Raw genomic sequence first — 22,281 nt, forward strand, 5'->3', positions numbered from 1 at the left:
GAGCGAAATAGCGATGGAAAAAGTAACTGTACTGGGTGCAGGAAGTTGGGGAACAGCCCTTGCAATGGTTCTTGCAAACAATGACCATGATTGTTTACTTTGGTCACACAGAGATGAACAGGCAACAGAAATAACTATAAACCATACAAACAAAAAGTATTTGCCTGACACTATTTTGCCAGCTAATCTAAAGGCTACTAGTGACTTTCAAAAAGCAATTCAACATGCAAATGTTATTGTGATTGCTGTGCCAACTAAAGCGATTAGAGAAGTTTGCGAAAACATGTTAACTATCTTGGATGAGAAGAAACTATTTGTGCATGTTTCTAAAGGGATTGAACCGGATTCGCTAAAAAGAATATCAGAAATGATTGAGGAAGAGTTACCTGCGGGTGTTACGGAAGCAATAGTCGTATTATCTGGTCCTAGTCATGCAGAAGAGGTTGTCTTAGAGCATCCAACAACTATTACAGTTGCAAGTGAAAATATGCTGGCAGCCGAGAAGGTTCAAGATTTGTTTATGAACAAATCTTTCCGTGTCTACACAAACGATGATGTAATCGGTGTAGAAATTGGTGCGGCTTTAAAAAACGTAATTGCATTAGCAGCTGGAATTGTTGATGGTTTAGGATACGGAGATAATGCAAAAGCGGCTCTAATAACTAGAGGGCTTGCAGAAATATCTCGTCTAGGCATTAGTCTTGGTGCGCAACCATACACTTTCTCTGGATTAACAGGTATGGGTGACTTAATCGTAACATGTACAAGCGTGCATTCAAGAAATTGGCGCGCTGGTAATATGTTAGGTAAGGGGGCTACCCTGGATACTGTGTTAGAAGAGATGGGAATGGTCGTAGAAGGTGTGCGTACTACAAAAGCAGCATATCAGCTCGCTACTAAGCAACGAGTGGACATGCCGATTACAGAAGCCTTGCACTCCGTTTTATTTGAACAGGTCAATCCTAAAGAGGCAGTAGATATTTTGATGCACCGCACGAAAAAACACGAATTAGAAGATTATAAAACGTTCTAAATTTGTCACAAATGGAAAGAGTTGTTGATAATAACAACTCTTTTTTGACTGTATACTTGAAATGTTGTTTATTAAATAGTTCCTTGTAAGTGTTGCCCCGAACTTTTTTGTTAGAATTTGTCTATCTTCAACACCTAGTTTCCTGAGTCGCATCGGGCTTTCAGGGAAGCTGGATGGCATAGTAGTCATTGGTTGTTACATGGTGTCACGATCTTAGACAGAATAACTTTTTTGCAAAGGGTCGTCTTCACGTGAAATTCTACCAACGCTTACCCCGAAGTAAAGCTTGTTATATAAGCAAGTTGTCGGGGCTTTCATTGGCATTGTGCGCTTTTAGTTTGTTTTGTATTTTTATTGAAGAAAGGTGTGGAAGTTGTTGTGGTGTTATTAGTATCATCAATGGATAAAATGTGGATATCGTTTGGATCTATGGGTTGTATGTTTTTAGCTATGGCATTTATGTTTTTCGTAAAGAATAAACTGAAAAATAAATTCTTGAAATTTATATTAGGTTTAATCGCATACATATTATTGTTTATAGGTTTCATTACGATGATTTATATAATATCTAACCCAACTAAGGCTTAGTAAGGAGATTCCTATGAAAAACTTTAAACTTTTTGCTGTTGTAATTATGTTAGTGATTTTTTTAGCTGGATGTAGTTATAAAAGTGGTTATGAACCTGAAAATTTATTGCCATATGAAGATCAACTGTTAGCAGTTCAAAATGCTGTTGATAGTTTTCAGGAAGATTCCAGTGGACTATTACCGATAAAAACACGCGATATGGAAACTGACCAATACATTAAATACCCAATTGACTTTAGTAAAATCATTCCATCTAAACTTGGAGAGGCTCCTGCTAATTCTTATGAAGCTGGGGGTATTTATCAATATGTACTAATGAATGTAGAAGAGAATCCTACTGTTAAATTAGTAGACTTACGTATTGCAGATACCCTTCGTGACATTAACCATCGAAAAGGGATAAATGGATTCGGACCTATTGCTGAGACCATTGTAGAAGGTGTTTATAAGTTGGACTATAAAAAAATGGGATATGATAGTGAATTATCCGTTCAAAGTCCATATTCTGATACTCAATTACCGATTGTTGCTACTGGCGATGGGGAGGTCTATGTTGATTACTCAATAGAATTGAATAGATTACTCGAAGAAACAGAAGAGCAAATAAAACCGGGAGATGACATTCGTTTTTTGTTAACGGATAATTTTGCAATTGTTCCTGCATATTCGCTTCCCTACACGATTAATGAACAAAATGAGCCAGTTTTTATGTTGAGTAAGTAAGAAAAAATAGTTATAAAGACTTAAATTTAAAGTGGGGAACTGTTTAAATTGTTTTCAAAATGTCTTGATCATTCTTGATGTTATATTATTACCAAGTGAATTTTTAGTGATTTTGATTGTGATGGATGTTGCAATCAGAATCACTTTTTTGATAATTTTATGACATTTCTCTGTCAGTCCACCTTCAAAAACTATTAGAGAGAATAGTGAATTTGACTTTTATCCTGTGGTTCTCGAAATATAAATGTTATTGTGTTTTTCTTTCCTAATCGGATAAATATTTACTATTTGAGTCAATTTCATAATTACTTGTTTCATTTACCAAATGCGAATGTTTACTTAATATCGCCATATATTATTCGTTTTTTAAGGCGATCCCGTTGATTGGAGTCGTAGGCGGTGACTCCAGTGGAAACAGCACGAGCTGAAAGCCCCGAAGGAAAAACGTTGGTCGAACTTTGTTTGACCAACGTCTTTGCGAGGAGTAACGGCAGGAGCATATGTTTTCGTAGTGACGAGGAGATTGAAGCCGTGCCCGCGGAAAGCGTGCGCCTAGAGCGGAAATCAGTGTTGTTCGGATTTAACTATATAATATTCTTTGTGAAATAGAATCATTTAAACTTATATAAATTGAAAATCTTTACATCTATAAATCACAATAAAATAATTGCATCTATGTTTCAAATACCATTAATAAATGGTTTTGTCACATTTTATTATTAACTAATATTAGTATTTAAGTAACAGTTTCTATTTCTAGCTGTAATATGCATTTGAGCAAGACAATGAGGATTAATAATCATTCGTTTCTAGAAGTTGAAAAGGACGTTCCGTGCGATATGCATGAAACGTTTTTTTTGTGCATATATTAAATTGCTAAGAAAGGAGAGTATCCATGTCGAGTAAACTGTATGAACAGATAGCAGAAAGAACGAATGGAGATGTGTATATTGGTGTAGTCGGCCCTGTCCGAGTAGGTAAGTCTACTTTTGTAAAACGTGTAATGGAGTTAGTAGTAATCCCGAATATTCAGGAAGAGGCCGAGCGACTACGTGCACAAGATGAATTGCCTCAAAGTTCTCCAGGTAATGTGATTATGACAGCGGAGCCGAAATTTGTACCAGCACACGGGACAAATATCCACTTAGGAGAAGATCAGCTACGCTTACAGATCAGACTAGTAGACTGTGTCGGTTATATGATCGATGGCATTAAAACGCACTCTGGTGAAGAAGGTCAAAAGCTTGTGCATACACCATGGCATAGCGAAGCAATACCCTTCGAGGAAGCTGCTAGAATTGGGACAGACAAAGTAATTAGAGATCACTCTACTATTGGTATTGTTGTCACAACGGATGGATCAGTAAATAATATCCCTCGTATGGCAGCTGAAAGTGCAGAACAACAAATAATTACACAATTAAAGGAAATTGGTAAACCATTCGTTATCGTTCTAAACAGCAAAAATCCAGGTCATTTAGAGACGATTCAATTAAGTGAAGAATTACAAAGACAGCATGAAGTACCAGTAATTGCAACTGCCGTTGATCGTATGACTGCTGAGGAAATTCAATACATACTCCAACAAGCACTCTATGAATTTCCGATCACGGATATCGAATTAGTAAAACCAGATTGGACAGATGTGTTAGAACCTGACCATTTTGTCAATAATGCTATCACTTCCTCCTTACAAGAATGGCTGCAAATAGTATCCAAAATGAAAGACGTGAAAGAATTAGCTTCTAGATTCAAGCAAGTTCCCTTTATCCAGTCAGCAGAAGTTGTAGAAGCAAATCCCGGTAGAGGGTCAGCATGTATCCAAATTGGCTTAAAACCCGAAGTGTTTCAGGAAGTTTGCGATGAATGGTTAGAGGAACCTATTGAGTCGAAGAAGGATTGGCTACTGTTCGTTAAAGAAGCATCTACCGCAAAGAAGGCATATCATAAATTTTCAGATGCTTTGGAAGCAGCTAAAAAACATGGTTATGGCGTATCATTACCAACAATTCAAGATTTTCAGCCTACTGCTCCCGAAATTATCAAACAAAATAATTTCTATGGTGTAAGCTTAAAAGCAAAAGCTGCCTCTCTCCACATTATACGTGTAGATATGGAAGCTGAATTCGCACCATTAATCGGGTCTGAATTTCATAGTCAGCAATTATTAAAGGATTTAAAACATGGGTATTTACACGACCGAGATGCTTTATGGCAAACACAGGTTTTTGGAACTTCTCTAGTGGAAGTTTTAAAAGAAAGTTTACGTTATAAAACAGAAAGTGTTTCTGACGTAGCGAAGAAGAGAATGCGAGAAACGATTGAACGAATGGTAAATGAAGGTGACCGAGGGATGGTCACATTTATATTGTGAAGTCAATACAGGACTTTTTGCGAGTATGCAAAAAGTCCTGTTATTGTGTGAAAATGTCCTTTTTTTGAGGAAACTTAGCTAAACTCGTGTAAATTGTGTTGCGAAGGTTTTTTGGTTGTGATACTCTTTTTACAGGATTGAAGCTATCTTCCTTTGAGAGGAGGTGAATGGTATGAATAAAACAGAACTAGTTAACTCTGTTGCAGAAGCTACAGAACTTTCTAAAAAAGATGCTTCTAAAGCTGTTGAAGCTGTATTTGAATCAATTCAAACTGCTCTTGCAGATGGTGAAAAAGTACAATTAATCGGTTTTGGAAACTTTGAAGTTCGTGAACGTGCTGCACGTAAAGGACGTAACCCACAAACAGGTAAAGAAATCGACATCGCTGCAAGCAAAGTACCTGCGTTTAAACCAGGTAAAGCACTTAAAGACGCAGTTAAATAACTGATGTTGTAGTACATAGAACGGTTATTGTGGAGCTTGCTTCACGGTAGCCGTTCTTTTCAATTAAGTTCTGTTATCAGATTGTTCGATTGTTAAGCTATAACCCAAAAAAAGAATTTCAGCTATTAACGAGATAAAATATGCAGATATGACATTAGAATAAATTTATTTATTATAATTATGTCATATGCTAAGATGCAATTGATATAATACATAGTTTTAGGGGGTCTACAGATGACAAAAGTCGATCTGAACAAGATAGAAGAAGCTGTTAAAATGATTTTAGAAGCAGTCGGTGAAGATCCAAATAGAGAAGGATTATTAGAGACACCTAAGAGAGTATCTAAAATGTACGCAGAAATGTTCGAAGGCTTACATCAGGATCCAAAGGAATATTTTAAAACTGTCTTTAACGAAGAACATGAAGAGTTAGTTTTAGTAAAGGACATACCGTTCTACTCCATGTGTGAACATCATTTAGTTCCCTTTTACGGTAAAGCACATGTAGCATATATTCCTCGTAATGGGGTTGTCACGGGCTTAAGTAAGCTTGCTAGAGCTGTTGAAACTACAGCAAGACGCCCACAACTACAGGAAAGAATCACCTCAAGCGTAGCGGATGATATAATGCAAATGCTAAATCCACATGGTGTGTATGTAGTAGTGGAAGCAGAACATATGTGTATGACAATGCGAGGTATTAAAAAACCTGGTGCAAAAACAATTACTGCTGTTGCACGTGGAATTTTAGAAACTGACGATGTGAAGCGCTCAGAAATACTTTCATTCATAAAGATGAAGTAACACCTTTGGATGTCGGCTTTAGAATATGGTATGATGGAAAAAGACTGTGAACAAAGGAGACTATAATATGTCTAGTTCAGATTATATTTTGATAAAAGCAGAGGAAGACGGAGTTCATGTAATTGGTCTTACAAGAGGAACAGATACAAAATTTCATCATTCTGAAAAACTGGATAATGGTGAAGTTATGATTGCCCAATTTACCGAACATACGTCGGCCATGAAGATCAGAGGGAAAGCATCAATCCATTCTGCAAATGGTATTATACAATCCGATTCTAAAAAATAAATTAAAATATACAGATAGACAGATTAAGCGCAGTTGGGAAATGGAGTAAAGTGTATGAACGAAGCATTGATCAAACAACATATAAAGCAGTATAAAGATGGCATATTCAAACAAGTACAGCATAGTACTTTGTTAAAATATACCGGGGCTCCTGTCATTGATGAAGAGCGTTTGTTTTTTACACTTTTACCACTATTTAATGGGGAAGAATGGGATGAGTCCCAAAGTAAATCTGCCATTGCAGTTACACTTATCTTTTCTGCATTAGCTGCTCACGACTTAGTAAAAGAATTGAATGCAACCACTAAGGAACAGCAACTACAAGTATTAGCTGGGGACTATTATAGTGGGAAGTATTACCAGTTACTAGCTAGTGACAAACAATTAGACTTAATCCAACAATTGTCGGATGGTGTCGCAACTATATCTGAACAGAAGACTAGATTTTATGATCGACAATTATATAGCTTTGAGGAAATCATACAATCTATCCAACTGATTGAATCTAAATCTATAGAACAATTATATGAATATTATTCATTTCATGAATATGTATTCGTTATGAAAGAATCATTGCTACTCATTGCTCTAAAAAGAGAACTAGAAGCATATGAAAAAGGCGGCAAACCATTTTACATTAGTAAATCTAGTCAATTACAAGCCAATATTAATTTGCTACAGGTGGAGATAGAAAAAGTTGAGTCTTTACTCAAGGAAGAAATAACTAACTCAGAGCTATTGCAAGATCAACTGAAAGGCCTACTGTTAGATAAATTAATGAGATGCACCTTAGAAAAGCAGTTGAGAGAAGGTTAAATCGTGGGAAAATCAAAAGAACAACATGTACATGAAGTTTTTGAAAAGATATCCGATAATTATGATTCAATGAATTCGGTTATTAGCTTTCAACAACATAAAGCATGGCGAAAAGATACGATGAAGGCTATGCAAGTAAAACGTGGAAGCAAAGCATTAGACGTATGTTGCGGAACAGCAGACTGGACAATCGCATTGGCAGAGGCAACAGGACCAACTGGCGAAGTAAGAGGATTAGATTTTAGTCAGAACATGTTAAATGTTGGATTAGAAAAAGTTAAGCATATTTCGCAAATTGAGTTAATTCAAGGAAATGCTATGGAATTGCCATTCGAAGATAATTCTTTCGATTATGTAACGATTGGGTTTGGTTTACGCAATGTTCCCGACTATACACAAGTATTAAGTGAAATGAACCGTGTTGTTAAACCGGGTGGAATGGTTGTATGTTTAGAAACATCTACACCAGATTCTAAACTATTTAATGGATTGTTCCGATTCTATTTCCGTTATATTATGCCCCTATTCGGAAAACTATTTGCTAAAAGCTATAAAGAATATTCATGGTTACAGGAGTCAGCTAAAGAATTTCCAAATAGAGCTGATTTAACAAAGCTCTTTGAAAAAGTGGGTTTGGTCAATGTAACTAGTAAACCATATAGTGGTGGAGCGGCAGCTAGACATATTGGATATAAAAAAGATATTTAAGTGAGTGAGGTTGTAACCGTGGACAAGATGAAGTTGAAGTTACTCTATTCCGATTTAAAATCGGATCTTGAAATCATCGAAAAAGAATTAGCTGTAGCGGTGAATTCTTCTTCTCACTTATTGAATGAAGCGTCTCTTCATCTACTACTTGCTGGAGGTAAAAGAATTAGACCAGTTTTCGTTTTGCTTGCAGCGAAATTCGGAAATTACTCTATAGACTCAATAAAAAGTGTGGCTGTTTCAGTTGAACTCATTCATATGGCATCTCTCGTCCACGATGATGTAATAGACGATGCAGAAACCAGACGGGGCAGAGAAACTGTAAAGGCGCAATGGAACAATCGGGTTGCGATGTATACAGGTGATTTTCTTTTTGCAAATGCAATTGAATACATAACAGATTTACAAAATACATATGCACATGAAGTGTTATCTCAAACAATGGTGGAACTTTGTATTGGTGAAATTATTCAAATTGAGGATAAGCACTATCTTGAGCAAACAGTTAGAGACTATCTACGTCGAATTAAACGAAAAACGGCAATATTAATATCAGCCAGCTGTGAATTAGGTGCAATTGCTTCCAAAGCAGATGTAAAAACTGTTAGTCATTTGAAGCGGTTTGGATATTATGTTGGTATGTCATTTCAAATAATTGATGACATTTTAGATCTCACATCTTCTGACGAGGAATTAGGCAAACCTGCTGGATCTGATCTCGCGCAGGGCAATATTACTCTGCCTGTTTTATTCGTTAAAAACGATCCAGCCATTGAACCTTTATTAAGTGATATTTTAGCTGGAACGATTAGCGACACCAATCGACAAATATTGTTAACGAAAATTCGCGAATCAGACGGTATTGAACGTGCCAAACAAATAAGTAATATATACTTACAAAAAGCGCTAGATGAGGTTAAGCAATTACCGGCAAATTCAGCGAAGAAATCGTTACAAAATATTGCGCTATTCATGAGCAAAAGGAAATTTTAAGAGGAAGATTGATTAGTTGCTTCCTTTAGGAACTCCGTAGCGAAAAACTAAGTTGTTAATTTAATTTGAAAATAATGCATTATAATGATAATATTTGTAACGGTGGAGAATAAAGTCCATTATATATATTCGAGGAGTGTTAAATATGGAAAAAACATTTTTAATGGTAAAACCTGATGGCGTACAACGTAACTTAATCGGTGAAATCGTAGGTCGTTTTGAAGCAAAAGGATTCCAATTAGTTGGAGCAAAATTAATGCAAATTCCTACTGAACTTGCTGAACAACATTACGGCGAGCACAAAGAACGCCCATTCTTCGGAGAATTAGTAGAATTCATCACTTCTGGACCAGTCTTCGCTATGGTTTGGGAAGGCGAAAATGTTATCTCAACTGCTCGTTTAATGATGGGTGCTACAAACCCTAAAGAATCTGCACCAGGAACTATCCGTGGTGATTTCGCAGTAACTGTAGGGAAAAATATTATCCACGGTTCTGACGCTCCTGAAAGCGCTGAACGTGAAATTGGATTATTCTTCAAGCAAGAAGAGCTAGTATCATACAAAAAAGATGCTAACAACTGGATTAACTAATAAGAAATAGAAAAAGGTTGTTTATGACTTCATTCATAAACAACCTTTTTTTGTTCTGAAAAAAGAAGCTATGAGATGAGATTAAGCTTAAATGAGAGAGAGAATAACTGCTAATCGAGAAATACATTGTTATTCGAATGGCATATCGATCTATTTAAGAGAGGTTGGAGTATAAAGGAGGGGCAAATGTTTTATCCAAGGAGGATTGACCTAAACGAGAGAAACTCACACACAACAAACTAAATGGTAGGTAAGTGTTCATATTTGTCTGTCTTTTTAGTATGTTCGAAATGCTGCGTATAGGATATACTAATTATAGGTTTTAGAAGGGGGCGAAATCATTTTGCCGGATTATATTAAATTTGTGGATTCCATTAAGAAAAAGACAGGCATTGATCTTGCAGCATATAAAGAGGCGCAGATGCGTCGGAGACTAACTTCGTTGTATGAAAAAAAGGGATATAAAAATTTTGTTGAATTTTATCAAGCTCTCGACTCAAATAGAGATTTAATGAATGAATTTCTAGACAGGATGACAATCAATGTTTCGGAGTTTTATCGGAATGCGAAACGCTGGGAAATATTACAGACTAAAATATTTCCAAAATTATTAGAAACAAATAAGCGGCTAAAAATTTGGAGTGCAGCGTGCTCTACTGGAGAAGAACCTTATACCATTGCAATGGTTCTGTCCAATCATGTTCCTTTAACTCAAGTTGCTATACACGCAACGGATTTAGATGAAAATGCAATCCAACGTGCGAAAGTAGGCATTTACCCTGAACGTTCCCTAGCCGAGGTTCCAACTGATATGAAGAATAAGCATTTTGAGAACCAAACTCCATTTTATAAGATGAGTGATGCAGTTAAAAGAACGGTAACATTCAAAAAACATAATCTATTGAAAGATACATATGATAAAAACTTTGATTTGATTGTTTGTAGAAATGTTATGATTTACTTTACAGAGGAAGCAAAAGATCAAATTTATCAAAACTTTAGCGATTCCCTTCGTTCTGGCGGAATACTATTTGTTGGTAGTACTGAGCAAATATTCAATCCAGGAAAATATGGATTTGAAACGGAAGATACCTTTTTTTATCGGAAAAAATAAGAAGAACTGTCCGAGAATTTCCGGACAGTTTTTCTTCTAAGCAAAGATAATGAATAGAAGGTCTTACGAATTCAGCAATAATGGAAGAAAAGTGGTAACTGATCAATGAAAAGAAAGTATAGATAAGTCAAGACAATGTTCAATGAACAAAGGTTGACTTCAGTTGCGGAATGATTTTTATTTTACAACGAGCCTTTAAAAGATACTTACACATTTTTTGTATACATTGTTCTAAAATTTTGTTATAGTGAAAAACAAATACTTTAGCGAGTTGAAGGGGGAAAGTGCTGTGAGATATTTAACTGCAGGTGAGTCACATGGACCACAACTAACAGCGATTATTGAAGGGTTACCAGCCCAATTAGAAATAACGAGTGAAATCATAAATAAAGAATTAAAACGTCGTCAAGGTGGACATGGTCGTGGAAGACGTATGCAAATTGAAAAAGATACAGTTGCTATTACTTCAGGTGTACGCCACGGGAAAACATTAGGATCTCCAGTTTGCCTAGTTGTAAATAATGATGACTGGAAGCATTGGACGAATATAATGGGGATTGAGCCTCTTGGAGAAGAAATAGACCCTGAGGATATTAAAAGACAAATTACAAGACCTCGTCCTGGTCATGCCGATTTAGTTGGAGGTATGAAGTATGGTCATCGCGATTTACGAAATGTTCTAGAGCGATCTTCTGCGCGCGAGACTACGGTAAGAGTTGCTGTAGGAGCTGTTGCAAAAGAATTGCTTAGTAAACTAGGTATATCCATCGTGGCACATGTGACGAAAATTGGTGGGATTGAAGCCGATTTAAGTCTAGCTAATGGCAAAACAGTAGAAGCAATTCGTGAGATTGTTGAGGCAGATCCGGTATATTGTTTAGATCCGGAAGCATCAGCCCGAATGGTAGAGGCAATCGATAATGCAAAAAAAGCTGGAGACACGATTGGTGGAGTGGTAGAGATAATCGTTTCTGGTATGCCAGCTGGAGTTGGAAGCTATGTCCATTATGATCGTAAGTTAGATGGCAAGTTGGCAATGGCGATGATGAGCATCAATGCATTTAAAGGTGTAGAGGTAGGATTAGGATTTGAAATGGCTAACCTTTTTGGAAGTCAAGTTCATGATCAAATTTCTTGGAATGAAGTAGAAGGATATACACGCGATACAAATCGTCTAGGTGGACTTGAAGGCGGGATGTCTACGGGAATGCCAATAGTAGTCCGTGGTGTGATGAAACCAATTCCTACGCTTTATAAGCCGCTTCAAAGTGTGGACATTGATACGAAGGAACCGTTCAAGGCTAGTATTGAAAGATCTGATAGCTGTGCGGTACCAGCAGCTTCAGTAGTTGCTGAAGCAGTTATTGCTTGGGAGATTGCACAAGCGGTATTAGAAACCTTTCATGGAGATAAAATAGATACATTACTTGCAGATATAGAGAGTCATAGAGCATATACAAAGGGGTTTTAATGATGTCTATCCAAGTAAAAACGAAAGACTCTGTTTATGAAGTTTTTTTAGGAGAGAATATTTTACAATCTTTTTGTGAAAGACGAGCAGCAGATTTTAAAAAATATGATCAACTAGTGATAATCACGGATGAACATGTTTGGAGACTTCATGAAGACTATGTTCGTACTAATTTTAATCTGTCTTTTAAACTTTATATTGTTCCAAATGGTGAGGCATGCAAAACGTTTGAATCCTATTTTCAAGTCCAAACCTTTTTGCTGGAAGAAAATTGTTCAAGGAATTCTGCTCTTATCGCATTAGGAGGGGGAGCAGTTGGGGACTTGACTGGATTTGTGGCAGCAACATTTATGCGTGGTATTCCTTTTTATCAAATTCCAACAACTATACTAGCACATGATAGTGCCGTTGGAGGTAAAACTGCGATCAATCACCCAAATGGAAAGAATATGATTGGGGCTTTCTATCAACCTTCGGAAGTCTTATATGATTTTCATTTCTTAAAAACGTTACCAGAAGCAGAAGTTCGCTCTGGCCTTGCAGAGGTTATAAAGCATGCGATTATCAGTGATGCTAGCTGGATGGATGAATTTATTGCTCTTCCCAACTTAAAGGCAATCAATAATAAAGAATTATTACAATGGCTTGAAAAAGGAATTCTAGTAAAAGCTCGTATTGTCGAATTAGATGAAAAGGAACAATCTTATCGTAAATTCTTGAACTTTGGTCATACATATGGTCATGCAATTGAAGCATCTGTAGGTTACGGTAAAATCACGCATGGTGAAGCAGTTATGATTGGAATGATTCCAGCGTTAATGCTAAGTGAACTTCATGGAAATGTGGAAGAAGGATATGCCAAAAAAGTATATGATTTAGCGAAAAGACTTGGCTATAATTTTGAACATGTGCTTCAGTGTTCATTTGAAAGTTTATCTAAATTTATGCAAAAAGATAAGAAAACGACAAATGGAGAACTACATTTTGCGCTGCTTCAAGAAATTGGGAATCCATTTGTGCAAATAATTTCGGTAGAAGAAATTAAAAGGTCCGATGAACAACTGCGGCAATGGGTTAAGGAGGTAACTAATGATTAGAGGCGTAAGAGGAGCAACTACAGTAACAGAGGATTCAAATGAATTAGTACTTCAGGAAACTAGGCGTCTTGTAGAAGAAATGGCAAAATCAAATGGTATTTTACCAGAAGATATCGCTTCAGTCATCATATCTACTACGACGGATATTATTTCTGCTTTTCCTGCAAGAGCTGTTCGAGGCATAGAAGGATGGGCGTATGTCCCAGTAATGTGCACTCATGAAATGAACGTTCCTGGAGCGTTGGAAAAGTGTATACGATTACTAATGCATGTAAATACGACAAAACCGCAGCAAGAGATACAACATATTTATTTAAATAACGCTGTACAGTTAAGACCAGATTTACTCAAATAAACTATAGAACTGAGGGGTTAAAATGAAATTCAAACAACAGATTAATGGGTTACATGCATATCAGCCTGGCAAAACTTCCGACGAAGTAAAGAAAATGTATAACTTAGAAAAAGTGACGAAACTTGCATCTAACGAAAATCCATACGGTGCTTCACCAAGAGTACAAGAATACTTCGCAAATGCGAAATTAGATTTTGCCATTTACCCTGATGGATATGCTTCAAACCTAAGAACAGCTGTAGCGAATCATTTAAACATCTCTGAAAAACAATTATTATTTGGTAATGGTTCTGACGAGAATATTTTAATCGTATCAAGAGCTATTTTACGACCTGGGTTGAATACTATTATGGCAGATTTAACATTCGGTCAATATAAGCATAATGCGATTGTTGAAGGAGCAGAAGTTCGTGAAATCGCCCTTACAAATAACGGGGAGCATGATTTAAACAATATGCTTACAGCGATTGATGAGAACACCGCTATCATTTGGGTATGTAATCCAAACAATCCAACAGGGACACTAACACCTAGCGATAAATTGAAAGATTTTATTGAAAAAGTGCCAAAGGATGTATTGATCGTTTTAGATGAAGCATACACAGAATACATAACAGACAATAACTACAAGGATTCTCTTGGATTATTAGAAAAACACCCAAATATATTAATAATGCGTACATTTTCTAAAGCTTATGGACTTGCAAGCTTTCGAATTGGTTATGCGATTGGTTCAGAAGAAGTAATAGCTCAACTAGAACCAACTCGGGAGCCATTTAATAATACAATTATAAGTCAGCAGGTAGCCCTTATTGGATTAGAAGATCAAGCGTTTATAGAACAATGTAAAGAGAAAAATAACACTGGAAAAGCTCAATTCGTGGCATATTGCGAGGAACGAAATTTAGATTATTTTCCTTCCCAAACAAACTTCATCTTAATGGAAGTCAAAGCTAATAGTGACGTAGTATTCCAAGGATTAATGAAGCGAGGGTTTATCGTTCGAAGTGGGAATGCATTAGGGAAACCAGGATACCTTCGTATAACAATTGGAACAGAACAGCAAAATAGCGAGTTATTAGAAAAGCTAGATGAAGTTCTAAAAGAGGAAGGCGTCTTATAATGCAGCAAACAGTTTTTATTATTGGTCTCGGATTAATAGGTGGATCTCTAGCACTTGGATTAAAACGCAATAAAGATGTGAAAATAATTGGGTATGATGAAAATGGTCATACCCTTAGAACAGCGAAAAGAATTGGTGTCATAGATGAAATAGTCATAAACATGAAAGATGGAACGGAGTGTTCGGATGTAATTGTTTTTGCTACTCCAGTAAGTGAAACAATCCGATTAATGAATGAATTACCAAAATGGCAACTAAAGAACCAAGTAATTATTACGGATACGGGAAGTACCAAAAAAGAAATTATGAAAGCTGCCATTTCATTAAGAGAAAAGGGCATTACGTTTATAGGTGGACATCCCATGGCGGGCTCCCACAAAAGTGGTGTAGAGGCTGCCAGACCGATTCTTTTTGAGAATGCTTATTATTTGCTCACACCTTTTGAAGACGAATCTTATGAACGAATTCAAGTTCTGATAGATTTATTGCAGGTGACGAAAGCGAAGTTGGTAAAAGTCGGAGCAGAGGAACATGATCATATGACTGCTGTAGTTAGTCATTTCCCCCACTTAGTTGCCGCCTCACTTGTGCATCAATTATCTTTTGAAAACGAACTATATCCATTTACAAAACAACTTGCAGCCGGAGGATTTAGAGACATAACGAGAATTGCTTCTGCAAACCCGATTGTATGGAGAGATATAACGCTTCAAAATCGTAAAGAACTACGTAATCAATTACATGCATGGACGAATGAAATGAGTAGATTACAGGACTTACTAACATACGCAGATTCTAGTGATATAGAAGAATATTTTGCTACCGCTAAAAGAGTAAGAGATGATCTTCCTATAAATGCACAAGGGGCAATGTTTAGCTCTTTTGACCTTTATGTTGATGTACCTGATTATCCTGGTGTTATTTCGGAGATTACAGGATATTTAGCTAAAGACAATATTAGTATTACAAATTTACGAATTGTAGAAACTCGTGAAGACGTTTTCGGAATACTTGTCATAAGCTTTCAATCAACAGATGATCGTGCTAAAGCGGTAGACTGTATTGCCAATAATACATCATATGAAACGTATATTTCTTAAGGAGGGGTGATCTTGATAACTAGCAAGAAATTAGAATATGCACAGCCCTCATTGGAGGGTGCTATTCGTATACCTGGGGACAAATCTGTCTCGCATCGTTCTATCATGTTCGGAGCTATTGCTGAAGGGACTACTACAGTTGAAGGCTTTTTGCAAAGTGATGATTGCTTAAGTACGATTGATTGCTTTCAAAAGCTTGGAGTTGAAATATCTATAGAAGGTGACAAAGTAAATATCAATAGTAAGGGAATCACGCACTGGAAAGAACCCGATGAAATATTATATACGGGGAATTCAGGGACAACTACTCGCTTAATGCTTGGAATTTTAGCTGGTTCATCGGTATCTTCGGTATTAATAGGTGACGAATCAATCCAAAAACGTCCAATGAGAAGAGTTACAGATCCTCTAAAACAAATGAATGCTAAGCTAATCGGGAGAGAAAACGGTCAGTTTACTCCTATTGCTGTAGAAGGTACTAAATTACAAGCTATTCACTATACGATGCCAGTAGCTAGTGCGCAGGTGAAATCTGCAATATTACTAGCAGCTTTAAATGCAAACGGTGAAACAGTAGTTGAAGAAATAGAAACTTCTAGGGATCATACAGAGAAAATGCTAGAACACTTTGGTGCGAACATCACCGTTGATAATAGGACGATCAGACTTCTAGGCGGACAAAAGCTTAATGGAACTGCCGTTGTCGTACCTGGTGATATTTCCTCTGCAGCGTTCTTCCTAGTAGCTGGTGCAATTGTTCCTAGTAGTAAGTTAACTTTAACAAATGTAGGGTTAAATCCAACAAGAACAGGCATTATGGATGTTCTTCAAGCAATGGGTGCTTCTTTTACAGTTAATGACGCAGCAAATAGCAGTCACGAAGAGATGGGTACAATTGAAATTGAGTCCTCTTCTTTAGTTGGAACAGAAATCGGAGGAGAACTCATACCTCGGCTCATCGATGAAATACCTATAATAGCTTTACTCGCTACACAGGCTAACGGCAAAACTGTTATTAAAAATGCAGAAGAGCTAAAAGTGAAAGAGACGAACCGAATTGATGCAGTAGTAAATGAGTTGAAGAAACTAGGAGCAAATATTACTGCCACAGATGATGGAATGATAATAGAGGGGCCGACAACACTTCATGGCGGAGATATTCTCACATATGGAGATCACCGTATTGGTATGATGGCTGCAGTTGCTTCCCTAATAACAACAGAACCTGTCACAATTGACAATGCGGGATGTATTGCTGTTTCATACCCTACATTTTTTGAAGATATTTCGAGTGTGATCAAATGAATCTTAGATTAGGGAAAGCTTCATTCCTTACTGATCATTAGCTGAACACCTTTATAGTTAAACATCACGGGTGCTTTACCTCATTAATAAATGAAAAAATAAAAACCCTCTTTTTTAGAAGAGGTTTTTTTTCTTGTTCAAAAACAAATGTTCTTGTAGGATAAAGGTATAATGAAAGAATGGTGATAACATGGACAACTTGACACCTTTTATCCAGACGATGGAAGAAGGAAACATGGAAAAACTTGGAACAATGATTGATGATTTTTTATTGAATGGCGATCCAGATGAGCAATACCAGCTTGCAGATCTACTAACACAGTTTGGTTTTATACAGGAAGCTATTACAGTCTTAGAGCATCTTCAGTTTTTATTTCCTGAAGAGAATCAATTGAAGATTGATCAAGCCCAGCTTTATTTAGAAATGGATAAAGAAGATGAAGCTCTAGAGATGCTAACAACTATCGAAAAAACTAGCGATGCTTACCCGCAGGCTCTACTTACATTAGCTGACTATTATCAAATGATTGGGTTATATGAGGTTGCAGAACAAAAGATAAATGAAGCAATCACGCTATTACCAAAAGAACCTTTACTAATGTATGCTAAAGGTGAATTGTTGTTTGAAACTGGTCGATACCTAGAGGCAGCACGAGTAATGGAGGATTTACTGCCTCATCAGGACTCTATACAAGCAGTAGATTTACCTCTTAAACTAGCAGAAATCTATAGTGCTGGGGCAGCATATGAGGAAGCGATTCCATATTATACAGAAGCACTGAAAAAAGAAGTTGCCCCAGACGTACTTTTCCATGCAGCTTATGCATCCTTCCAGGTACAGCATTATGAAACTGCTGCAAAACAATTAGAAGATCTCCTTCAAATTGATCCTGACTACTTCTCAGGGTATATGCTTCTTGCTGAGACCTATGCAATGCTGGAAAAAAATGAGGATGCTCTAAAAACAATTACAGATGGTATCACTCGTGATGAATATGAAAAAGAATATTATTTATTTGCAGGTAAAATTTCCTTGAAATTGGGTAAAGTGAAAGAAGCAGAAACTTTTTTAAGAGAAGCAATTGCTCTTGACCCAGAATATATGGATGCTATTTTCATTTTGTCTTCCTTATTTTCAACAGAAGAGAAAGATGAGGAGTTAGTGGAACTCTATGAAACGTTGAAGCAAGAGCATTTTGAATGGTATGCAATGTATCCATTTTTAGCAGCTGCGTATGAAAGATTAGAATCCTACGAAAAAGCATACGAATTTTATCAGCTTGCATATACTGAACATAAAGAGGATGTTCCTTTTTTAGAGAAATACGTTTATTTCCTTTTAGAAGAAGGGAAAAGAGCAGAGGCAAAAGATATTGTGTTAATTTTACAAAAACTTCAACCTGAAAATAGTGAATGGTTTGAAATGTTTGAATAAATGAAGGAAGGAGAGGTTACGTGACTGCTTCTGTTTCAGTTGGTGAGAAAAAAGAATTTGTTCGGTGGTTTTTAAAAAAGTATCAGATGAAAAGAAGAGAGTGCGTGTGGATCTTGAATTACTTGATAAGCCACGAAACGTTGTTGAATAATGTACACTTTGTGGAGGAGGCGCATTATTGTCCTCGAGCGATGATTATGTCGGTTACGACGTCCTCAGGCATCCCATTTCGCTTTTACAAAGGAAGTATCATGACTGCTGATGCTGAAAAGTCCTTCCATGATTTGCGGTTACATCCAGAAGAAGATATGTACATTCAATTGAACTTTCAAATGATGCCACCTAGTCCTGAGTATTTGGCGGTATTAGAAGAGAATCCATATATGCCGAAATATTTGCAGATTAGTGAAAAAGATAAATTGATAGCCGAGGATATAGTTAGTGAAAGCTTGTATTCATTTCAAGTGGAACAATTAAAAAAGCAGATTGATCAAGCGATAGATGATAATAACAAAGAAAAATTTATGGAGCTTTCTTCATTGTGGAAACAAATACAACAAAAAGAGGTTTAGGAGAGGTTACAAATGCATTGGAACGGAAAAGATAGCACAGTATATCAAGCACAAAAAGAATTTATAGACACAGCAGTGATTCCATTAATACAAATTGATGGCTCAGATGAGGGCTTCCAATTTGCAGCATCTGCAGCTGACTTCACACTGTCCCTAGCAAACGTAATTGAAAATCAGTTCAAAGGAAGGATTGTTTTATTTCCTTCCTTCTCCTATACAAAAAGTCAGGACAAGCAATCCGTATTTAAAGATTGGCAGGAAGAACTAAACAAAGCATCCTTCAAGCATATCTTTTACGTTACTTCTGATAGAGAGTGGAGTACAATGGGAGAGGAACAAAATATTATTTGGATTCCATCTGTACCACTGGATTCCATGGACCAAAAAATGAGAAACTCAGTACTAGAAGATCAATTACGACAACTTATTCCTATTTTCGCGAAAAAATGGGCGAATTAGTGACAATTTGTTTCATGATTTGTCTATAAAGTTTATAATTCGAGGAAATCGATTATTGACCTTCCTTTTTTATTGATATATCATGTATATGTCCTAGTATTATTATTCAAGCAAGTATGTCCATTGGACTGACCTTTAAGTAAGAGGGGGGAAAAGGATGAGTAACAATAAAGTATCAAGACGTCAATTTTTAAGTTACACTTTAACAGGTGTTGGCGGTTTTATGGCAGCTGGAATGCTTATGCCAATGGTACGATTTGCAGTTGATCCTGTATTGCAGAAAAAAGAAGGCGGAGATTTTGTACTAACGGAGAAGAAAATTGCCGATATTACGGAAGTTCCAGAACGTGTTGACTTCACTTTTGAACAAGTGGATGCATGGTACAAGTCTGATATTACCAATGCTGCTTGGGTATACAAAGAAGGCGATGAAATTATCGCACTATCTCCTGTATGTAAGCATTTGGGTTGTACAGTAAACTGGGAAGCAGACCCAGCTCACAAAAATCAGTTCTTCTGTCCATGTCACGCGGGTCGTTATGAGAAAAACGGTAAAAATGTTCCAAAAACACCACCTCTAGGTCCGTTGGATCAATATGAAGTTCGTGAAAATGACGGGTTCTTAGAAATTGGGAAAGCTATTCCTAACACATTAGTTTAAAGTAAGGGGGTACGACATCAGTGCTTAATAAAATCTATGATTGGGTGGATGAACGTCTAGATATTACACCAATATGGCGTGATATTGCAGACCATGAAGTACCAGAACACGTAAACCCTGCACACCATTTCTCTGCATTTGTATACTGTTTCGGTGGATTAACATTTTTCATCACAGTAATTCAAATTCTTTCAGGTATGTTCTTAACTATGTATTATGTACCGGATATTGAAAATGCATGGGAATCTGTTTACTACCTTCAAAATGAAGTAGCATTCGGTGAAATAGTGCGTGGGATGCATCACTGGGGAGCATCACTTGTAATTGTTATGATGTTCTTACATACATTACGTGTATTCTTTACTGGTTCTTATAAAAAACCTCGTGAACTAAACTGGATGGTCGGAGTACTAATCTTCGCCGTTATGTTAGGTTTAGGATTTACAGGTTACCTACTTCCTTGGGACATGAAAGCATTGTTCGCAACGAAGGTTGGTATTGAAATTGCAGCATCTGTTCCATTTATTGGTGGAATAATTAAAACACTTTTAGCTGGTGATGAAACAATCATCGGTGCACAAACATTAACAAGATTCTTTGCGATTCATGTGTTCTTCTTGCCGGCTGCTTTATTTGGATTACTTGCAGCTCACTTTATCATGATTCGTCGTCAAGGTATTTCTGGACCACTATAATGGGTAAGTGGTTCAGATAATTCTTAACAAGGAGGGGACATTATGCATCGCGGAAAAGGCATGAAATTTGTTGGAGACTCACGTGTACCAGATCTTTCTAATCGTAAGAAAAACACTCCAAAGGACTATTCAGAGTATCCAGGTAAAACAGAAGCTTTCTGGCCTGACTTTTTACTTAAAGAATGGTTAGTCGGTGCGGTTTTCTTAGTTGGTTATTTGGTATTAACAGTTGCACATCCATCGCCACTTGAACGCCCAGCTGATCCAGCTGACACAGGTTATATTCCAGTACCAGACTGGTATTTCTTATTTTTATACCAATTATTAAAATATGAATTTGCTTCTGGACCGTATAATATTATTGGAGCAATCGTTATGCCAGGATTGGCTTTCGGAGCGCTATTATTAGTACCATTTTTAGATACAAGTAAAGAAAGAAGCCCATGGAAACGTCCATTACCGACAGGATTCATGCTTCTTGCAATTGCTTCAATTATTTTCTTAACATGGGAATCTGTTGTAAACCATGACTGGGAAGCTGCTAAAGCTTACGGTGAAATTAAAGAAGAAGTTTCTGTTGAATATGATGAAACCTCGGAGGGTTATCAACTTTACCAGGCTTCTTCATGTATTGGGTGTCACGGTAACTCCTTTGAGGGCGGTATTGGTTTACCATTAGCAGGTTTAGACATGACTGCTGAGGAAATCGTAGAAATCGCTCATGAAGGTAGAGGCGGTATGCCTGGTGGAACTTACACAGGTACTGAAGAAGAATTACAAAAACTAGCTGAGTTTATTACAACACTTCAACCAGCAGAATAATATTAACAAGTGAAGAGAGTCAGGAAACTGGCTCTCTTTTTTTCATATTAAAAAGGAGCCCAGATAAATGAAAGAATTGCTACTGTATACAAAGATGGTTCTCTTTAACAAAACATTTATGTGGCTATTGTTCATAGTAAACCTATTTGGTACCATCTATGGTTACTATTGGTATGAAGGGCAGTTGTCCCAAACTGAAGCTAAGTTTCTCCTATTCGTGCCCGACAGTCCTACAGCAAGTTTATTTTTTACAATTGCCTTGTTGGCGTGGCTGTTTAAGAAAAATTGGAAGTTAATCGAAGCTTTAGCATTAATCACGCTTGTAAAATATGGATTATGGGCAGTAGTGATGAATATTTGGACGTATGTGGAAAATGATTATCTCGGTTGGATGGGATGGATGCTTGTTGCATCACATTTTGCAATGGCAATCCAAGCTATATTATACATTCCTTTTTATCGCTTTACTTGGATACATATCTTTATTGCTGCTATTTGGACATTACATAATGATGTGATAGATTATGTATTTGATCAAATGCCAGTTTATAGCAGTTTATACAAATATGCTAATCAGATTGGTTACTTTACATTCTGGCTATCCATTGCTTGTATTTCTTTAGCTTCTTTCATATATCAAAAAAGGTCAAAGCTTATTAGTTGAATGTCTCTATTATTCCTATTAAAATAAATAGTATAGATTAGA

The 22,281-nt window shown here is 36.7% G+C and carries 25 protein-coding genes; all 25 read left to right on the top strand.

Annotated elements, in window-relative coordinates; genetic code table 11:
- The first annotated feature begins 13 nt into the window (after positions 1-13).
- The 25 genes from MKY29_RS08150 (at position 14) to MKY29_RS08270 (ending at position 22,239) form a co-directional block, all read left to right on the top strand.
- On the top strand, positions 14-1,033 hold the full coding sequence (locus tag MKY29_RS08150; RefSeq protein ID WP_093494649.1) for an NAD(P)H-dependent glycerol-3-phosphate dehydrogenase: 1,020 nt from the start codon (positions 14-16) through the stop codon (positions 1,031-1,033).
- Between the two features lie 399 nt (positions 1,034-1,432).
- Positions 1,433-1,621 carry a DUF2768 family protein gene (locus tag MKY29_RS08155; RefSeq protein WP_090563513.1) on the top strand — a complete coding sequence of 63 codons (189 nt, stop codon included), beginning with the start codon at positions 1,433-1,435 and terminating at the stop codon, positions 1,619-1,621.
- A 13-nt stretch (positions 1,622-1,634) separates the two neighbouring features.
- The gene (locus MKY29_RS08160; RefSeq protein ID WP_090561791.1) at positions 1,635-2,345 is read left to right on the top strand and encodes a hypothetical protein; all 711 of its coding nucleotides are present in this window, start codon (positions 1,635-1,637) and stop codon (positions 2,343-2,345) included.
- A gap of 895 nt (positions 2,346-3,240) precedes the next feature.
- The gene (gene spoIVA / locus MKY29_RS08165; protein WP_090561789.1) at positions 3,241-4,719 is read left to right on the top strand and encodes a stage IV sporulation protein A; all 1,479 of its coding nucleotides are present in this window, start codon (positions 3,241-3,243) and stop codon (positions 4,717-4,719) included.
- Positions 4,720-4,891: 172 nt separating this feature from the next.
- A complete protein-coding gene (locus MKY29_RS08170) occupies positions 4,892-5,164 on the top strand; it encodes an HU family DNA-binding protein (RefSeq protein ID WP_090561787.1) in 273 nt (90 codons plus the stop codon).
- A 234-nt stretch (positions 5,165-5,398) separates the two neighbouring features.
- Positions 5,399-5,968, top strand: coding sequence for a GTP cyclohydrolase I FolE (folE, locus tag MKY29_RS08175; protein WP_090561785.1), 570 nt, complete (start codon positions 5,399-5,401; stop codon positions 5,966-5,968).
- A 67-nt stretch (positions 5,969-6,035) separates the two neighbouring features.
- Positions 6,036-6,257 carry a trp RNA-binding attenuation protein MtrB gene (gene mtrB, locus MKY29_RS08180; protein ID WP_090561783.1) on the top strand — a complete coding sequence of 74 codons (222 nt, stop codon included), beginning with the start codon at positions 6,036-6,038 and terminating at the stop codon, positions 6,255-6,257.
- Between the two features lie 54 nt (positions 6,258-6,311).
- Positions 6,312-7,073 carry a heptaprenyl diphosphate synthase component 1 gene (locus MKY29_RS08185; RefSeq protein WP_090561781.1) on the top strand — a complete coding sequence of 254 codons (762 nt, stop codon included), beginning with the start codon at positions 6,312-6,314 and terminating at the stop codon, positions 7,071-7,073.
- Between the two features lie 3 nt (positions 7,074-7,076).
- Positions 7,077-7,781 (top strand): demethylmenaquinone methyltransferase, encoded by a 705-nt coding sequence (locus tag MKY29_RS08190; protein ID WP_093494651.1) that lies wholly within the window; start codon positions 7,077-7,079, stop codon positions 7,779-7,781.
- A gap of 18 nt (positions 7,782-7,799) precedes the next feature.
- Positions 7,800-8,774, top strand: coding sequence for a heptaprenyl diphosphate synthase component II (hepT, locus tag MKY29_RS08195; RefSeq protein ID WP_241598809.1), 975 nt, complete (start codon positions 7,800-7,802; stop codon positions 8,772-8,774).
- Positions 8,775-8,919: 145 nt separating this feature from the next.
- Entirely contained in the window at positions 8,920-9,366 is a 447-nt protein-coding gene (gene ndk / locus MKY29_RS08200; protein ID WP_090561775.1) for a nucleoside-diphosphate kinase, read from the top strand.
- Positions 9,367-9,709: 343 nt separating this feature from the next.
- Positions 9,710-10,480 carry a CheR family methyltransferase gene (locus MKY29_RS08205; protein WP_090561772.1) on the top strand — a complete coding sequence of 257 codons (771 nt, stop codon included), beginning with the start codon at positions 9,710-9,712 and terminating at the stop codon, positions 10,478-10,480.
- Positions 10,481-10,769: 289 nt separating this feature from the next.
- Entirely contained in the window at positions 10,770-11,951 is a 1,182-nt protein-coding gene (aroC, locus tag MKY29_RS08210) for a chorismate synthase (protein ID WP_340879479.1), read from the top strand.
- Positions 11,952-11,953: 2 nt separating this feature from the next.
- Entirely contained in the window at positions 11,954-13,048 is a 1,095-nt protein-coding gene (gene aroB, locus MKY29_RS08215) for a 3-dehydroquinate synthase (RefSeq protein ID WP_093494654.1), read from the top strand.
- Positions 13,041-13,403, top strand: coding sequence for a chorismate mutase (gene aroH / locus MKY29_RS08220; protein WP_093494655.1), 363 nt, complete (start codon positions 13,041-13,043; stop codon positions 13,401-13,403). The genes aroB and aroH overlap by 8 nt, the downstream gene beginning before the upstream one ends.
- Positions 13,404-13,425: 22 nt before the next feature.
- The gene (hisC, locus tag MKY29_RS08225) at positions 13,426-14,526 is read left to right on the top strand and encodes a histidinol-phosphate transaminase (RefSeq protein WP_093494656.1); all 1,101 of its coding nucleotides are present in this window, start codon (positions 13,426-13,428) and stop codon (positions 14,524-14,526) included.
- Positions 14,526-15,626 carry a prephenate dehydrogenase gene (locus MKY29_RS08230; protein ID WP_340879480.1) on the top strand — a complete coding sequence of 367 codons (1,101 nt, stop codon included), beginning with the start codon at positions 14,526-14,528 and terminating at the stop codon, positions 15,624-15,626. Before hisC ends, MKY29_RS08230 begins: the two co-directional genes overlap by 1 nt.
- A 15-nt stretch (positions 15,627-15,641) precedes the next feature.
- Positions 15,642-16,931 carry a 3-phosphoshikimate 1-carboxyvinyltransferase gene (aroA, locus tag MKY29_RS08235; RefSeq protein WP_340880830.1) on the top strand — a complete coding sequence of 430 codons (1,290 nt, stop codon included), beginning with the start codon at positions 15,642-15,644 and terminating at the stop codon, positions 16,929-16,931.
- Positions 16,932-17,121: 190 nt separating this feature from the next.
- Entirely contained in the window at positions 17,122-18,366 is a 1,245-nt protein-coding gene (locus MKY29_RS08240) for a tetratricopeptide repeat protein (RefSeq protein ID WP_340879481.1), read from the top strand.
- Positions 18,367-18,386: 20 nt separating this feature from the next.
- A complete protein-coding gene (locus MKY29_RS08245; RefSeq protein WP_090561758.1) occupies positions 18,387-18,938 on the top strand; it encodes a ReoY family proteolytic degradation factor in 552 nt (183 codons plus the stop codon).
- 12 nt (positions 18,939-18,950) lie between these two features.
- Complete coding sequence (locus MKY29_RS08250) at positions 18,951-19,397, top strand: YpiF family protein (protein ID WP_090561756.1); 447 nt, start codon at positions 18,951-18,953, stop codon at positions 19,395-19,397.
- Positions 19,398-19,554: 157 nt separating this feature from the next.
- Positions 19,555-20,058, top strand: coding sequence for a QcrA and Rieske domain-containing protein (locus tag MKY29_RS08255; protein ID WP_090561754.1), 504 nt, complete (start codon positions 19,555-19,557; stop codon positions 20,056-20,058).
- Positions 20,059-20,078: 20 nt separating this feature from the next.
- Positions 20,079-20,753 carry a menaquinol-cytochrome c reductase cytochrome b subunit gene (qcrB, locus tag MKY29_RS08260; RefSeq protein ID WP_090561750.1) on the top strand — a complete coding sequence of 225 codons (675 nt, stop codon included), beginning with the start codon at positions 20,079-20,081 and terminating at the stop codon, positions 20,751-20,753.
- Positions 20,754-20,795: 42 nt separating this feature from the next.
- Entirely contained in the window at positions 20,796-21,575 is a 780-nt protein-coding gene (locus MKY29_RS08265; protein ID WP_090561748.1) for a menaquinol-cytochrome c reductase cytochrome b/c subunit, read from the top strand.
- A 67-nt stretch (positions 21,576-21,642) separates the two neighbouring features.
- A complete protein-coding gene (locus MKY29_RS08270; RefSeq protein ID WP_340879483.1) occupies positions 21,643-22,239 on the top strand; it encodes a DUF1405 domain-containing protein in 597 nt (198 codons plus the stop codon).
- Positions 22,240-22,281 lie beyond the last annotated feature (42 nt).

The sequence above is a fragment of the Psychrobacillus sp. FSL K6-2365 genome (genome assembly GCF_038003165.1).
GTDB classification, from domain to species: domain Bacteria; phylum Bacillota; class Bacilli; order Bacillales_A; family Planococcaceae; genus Psychrobacillus; species Psychrobacillus psychrodurans.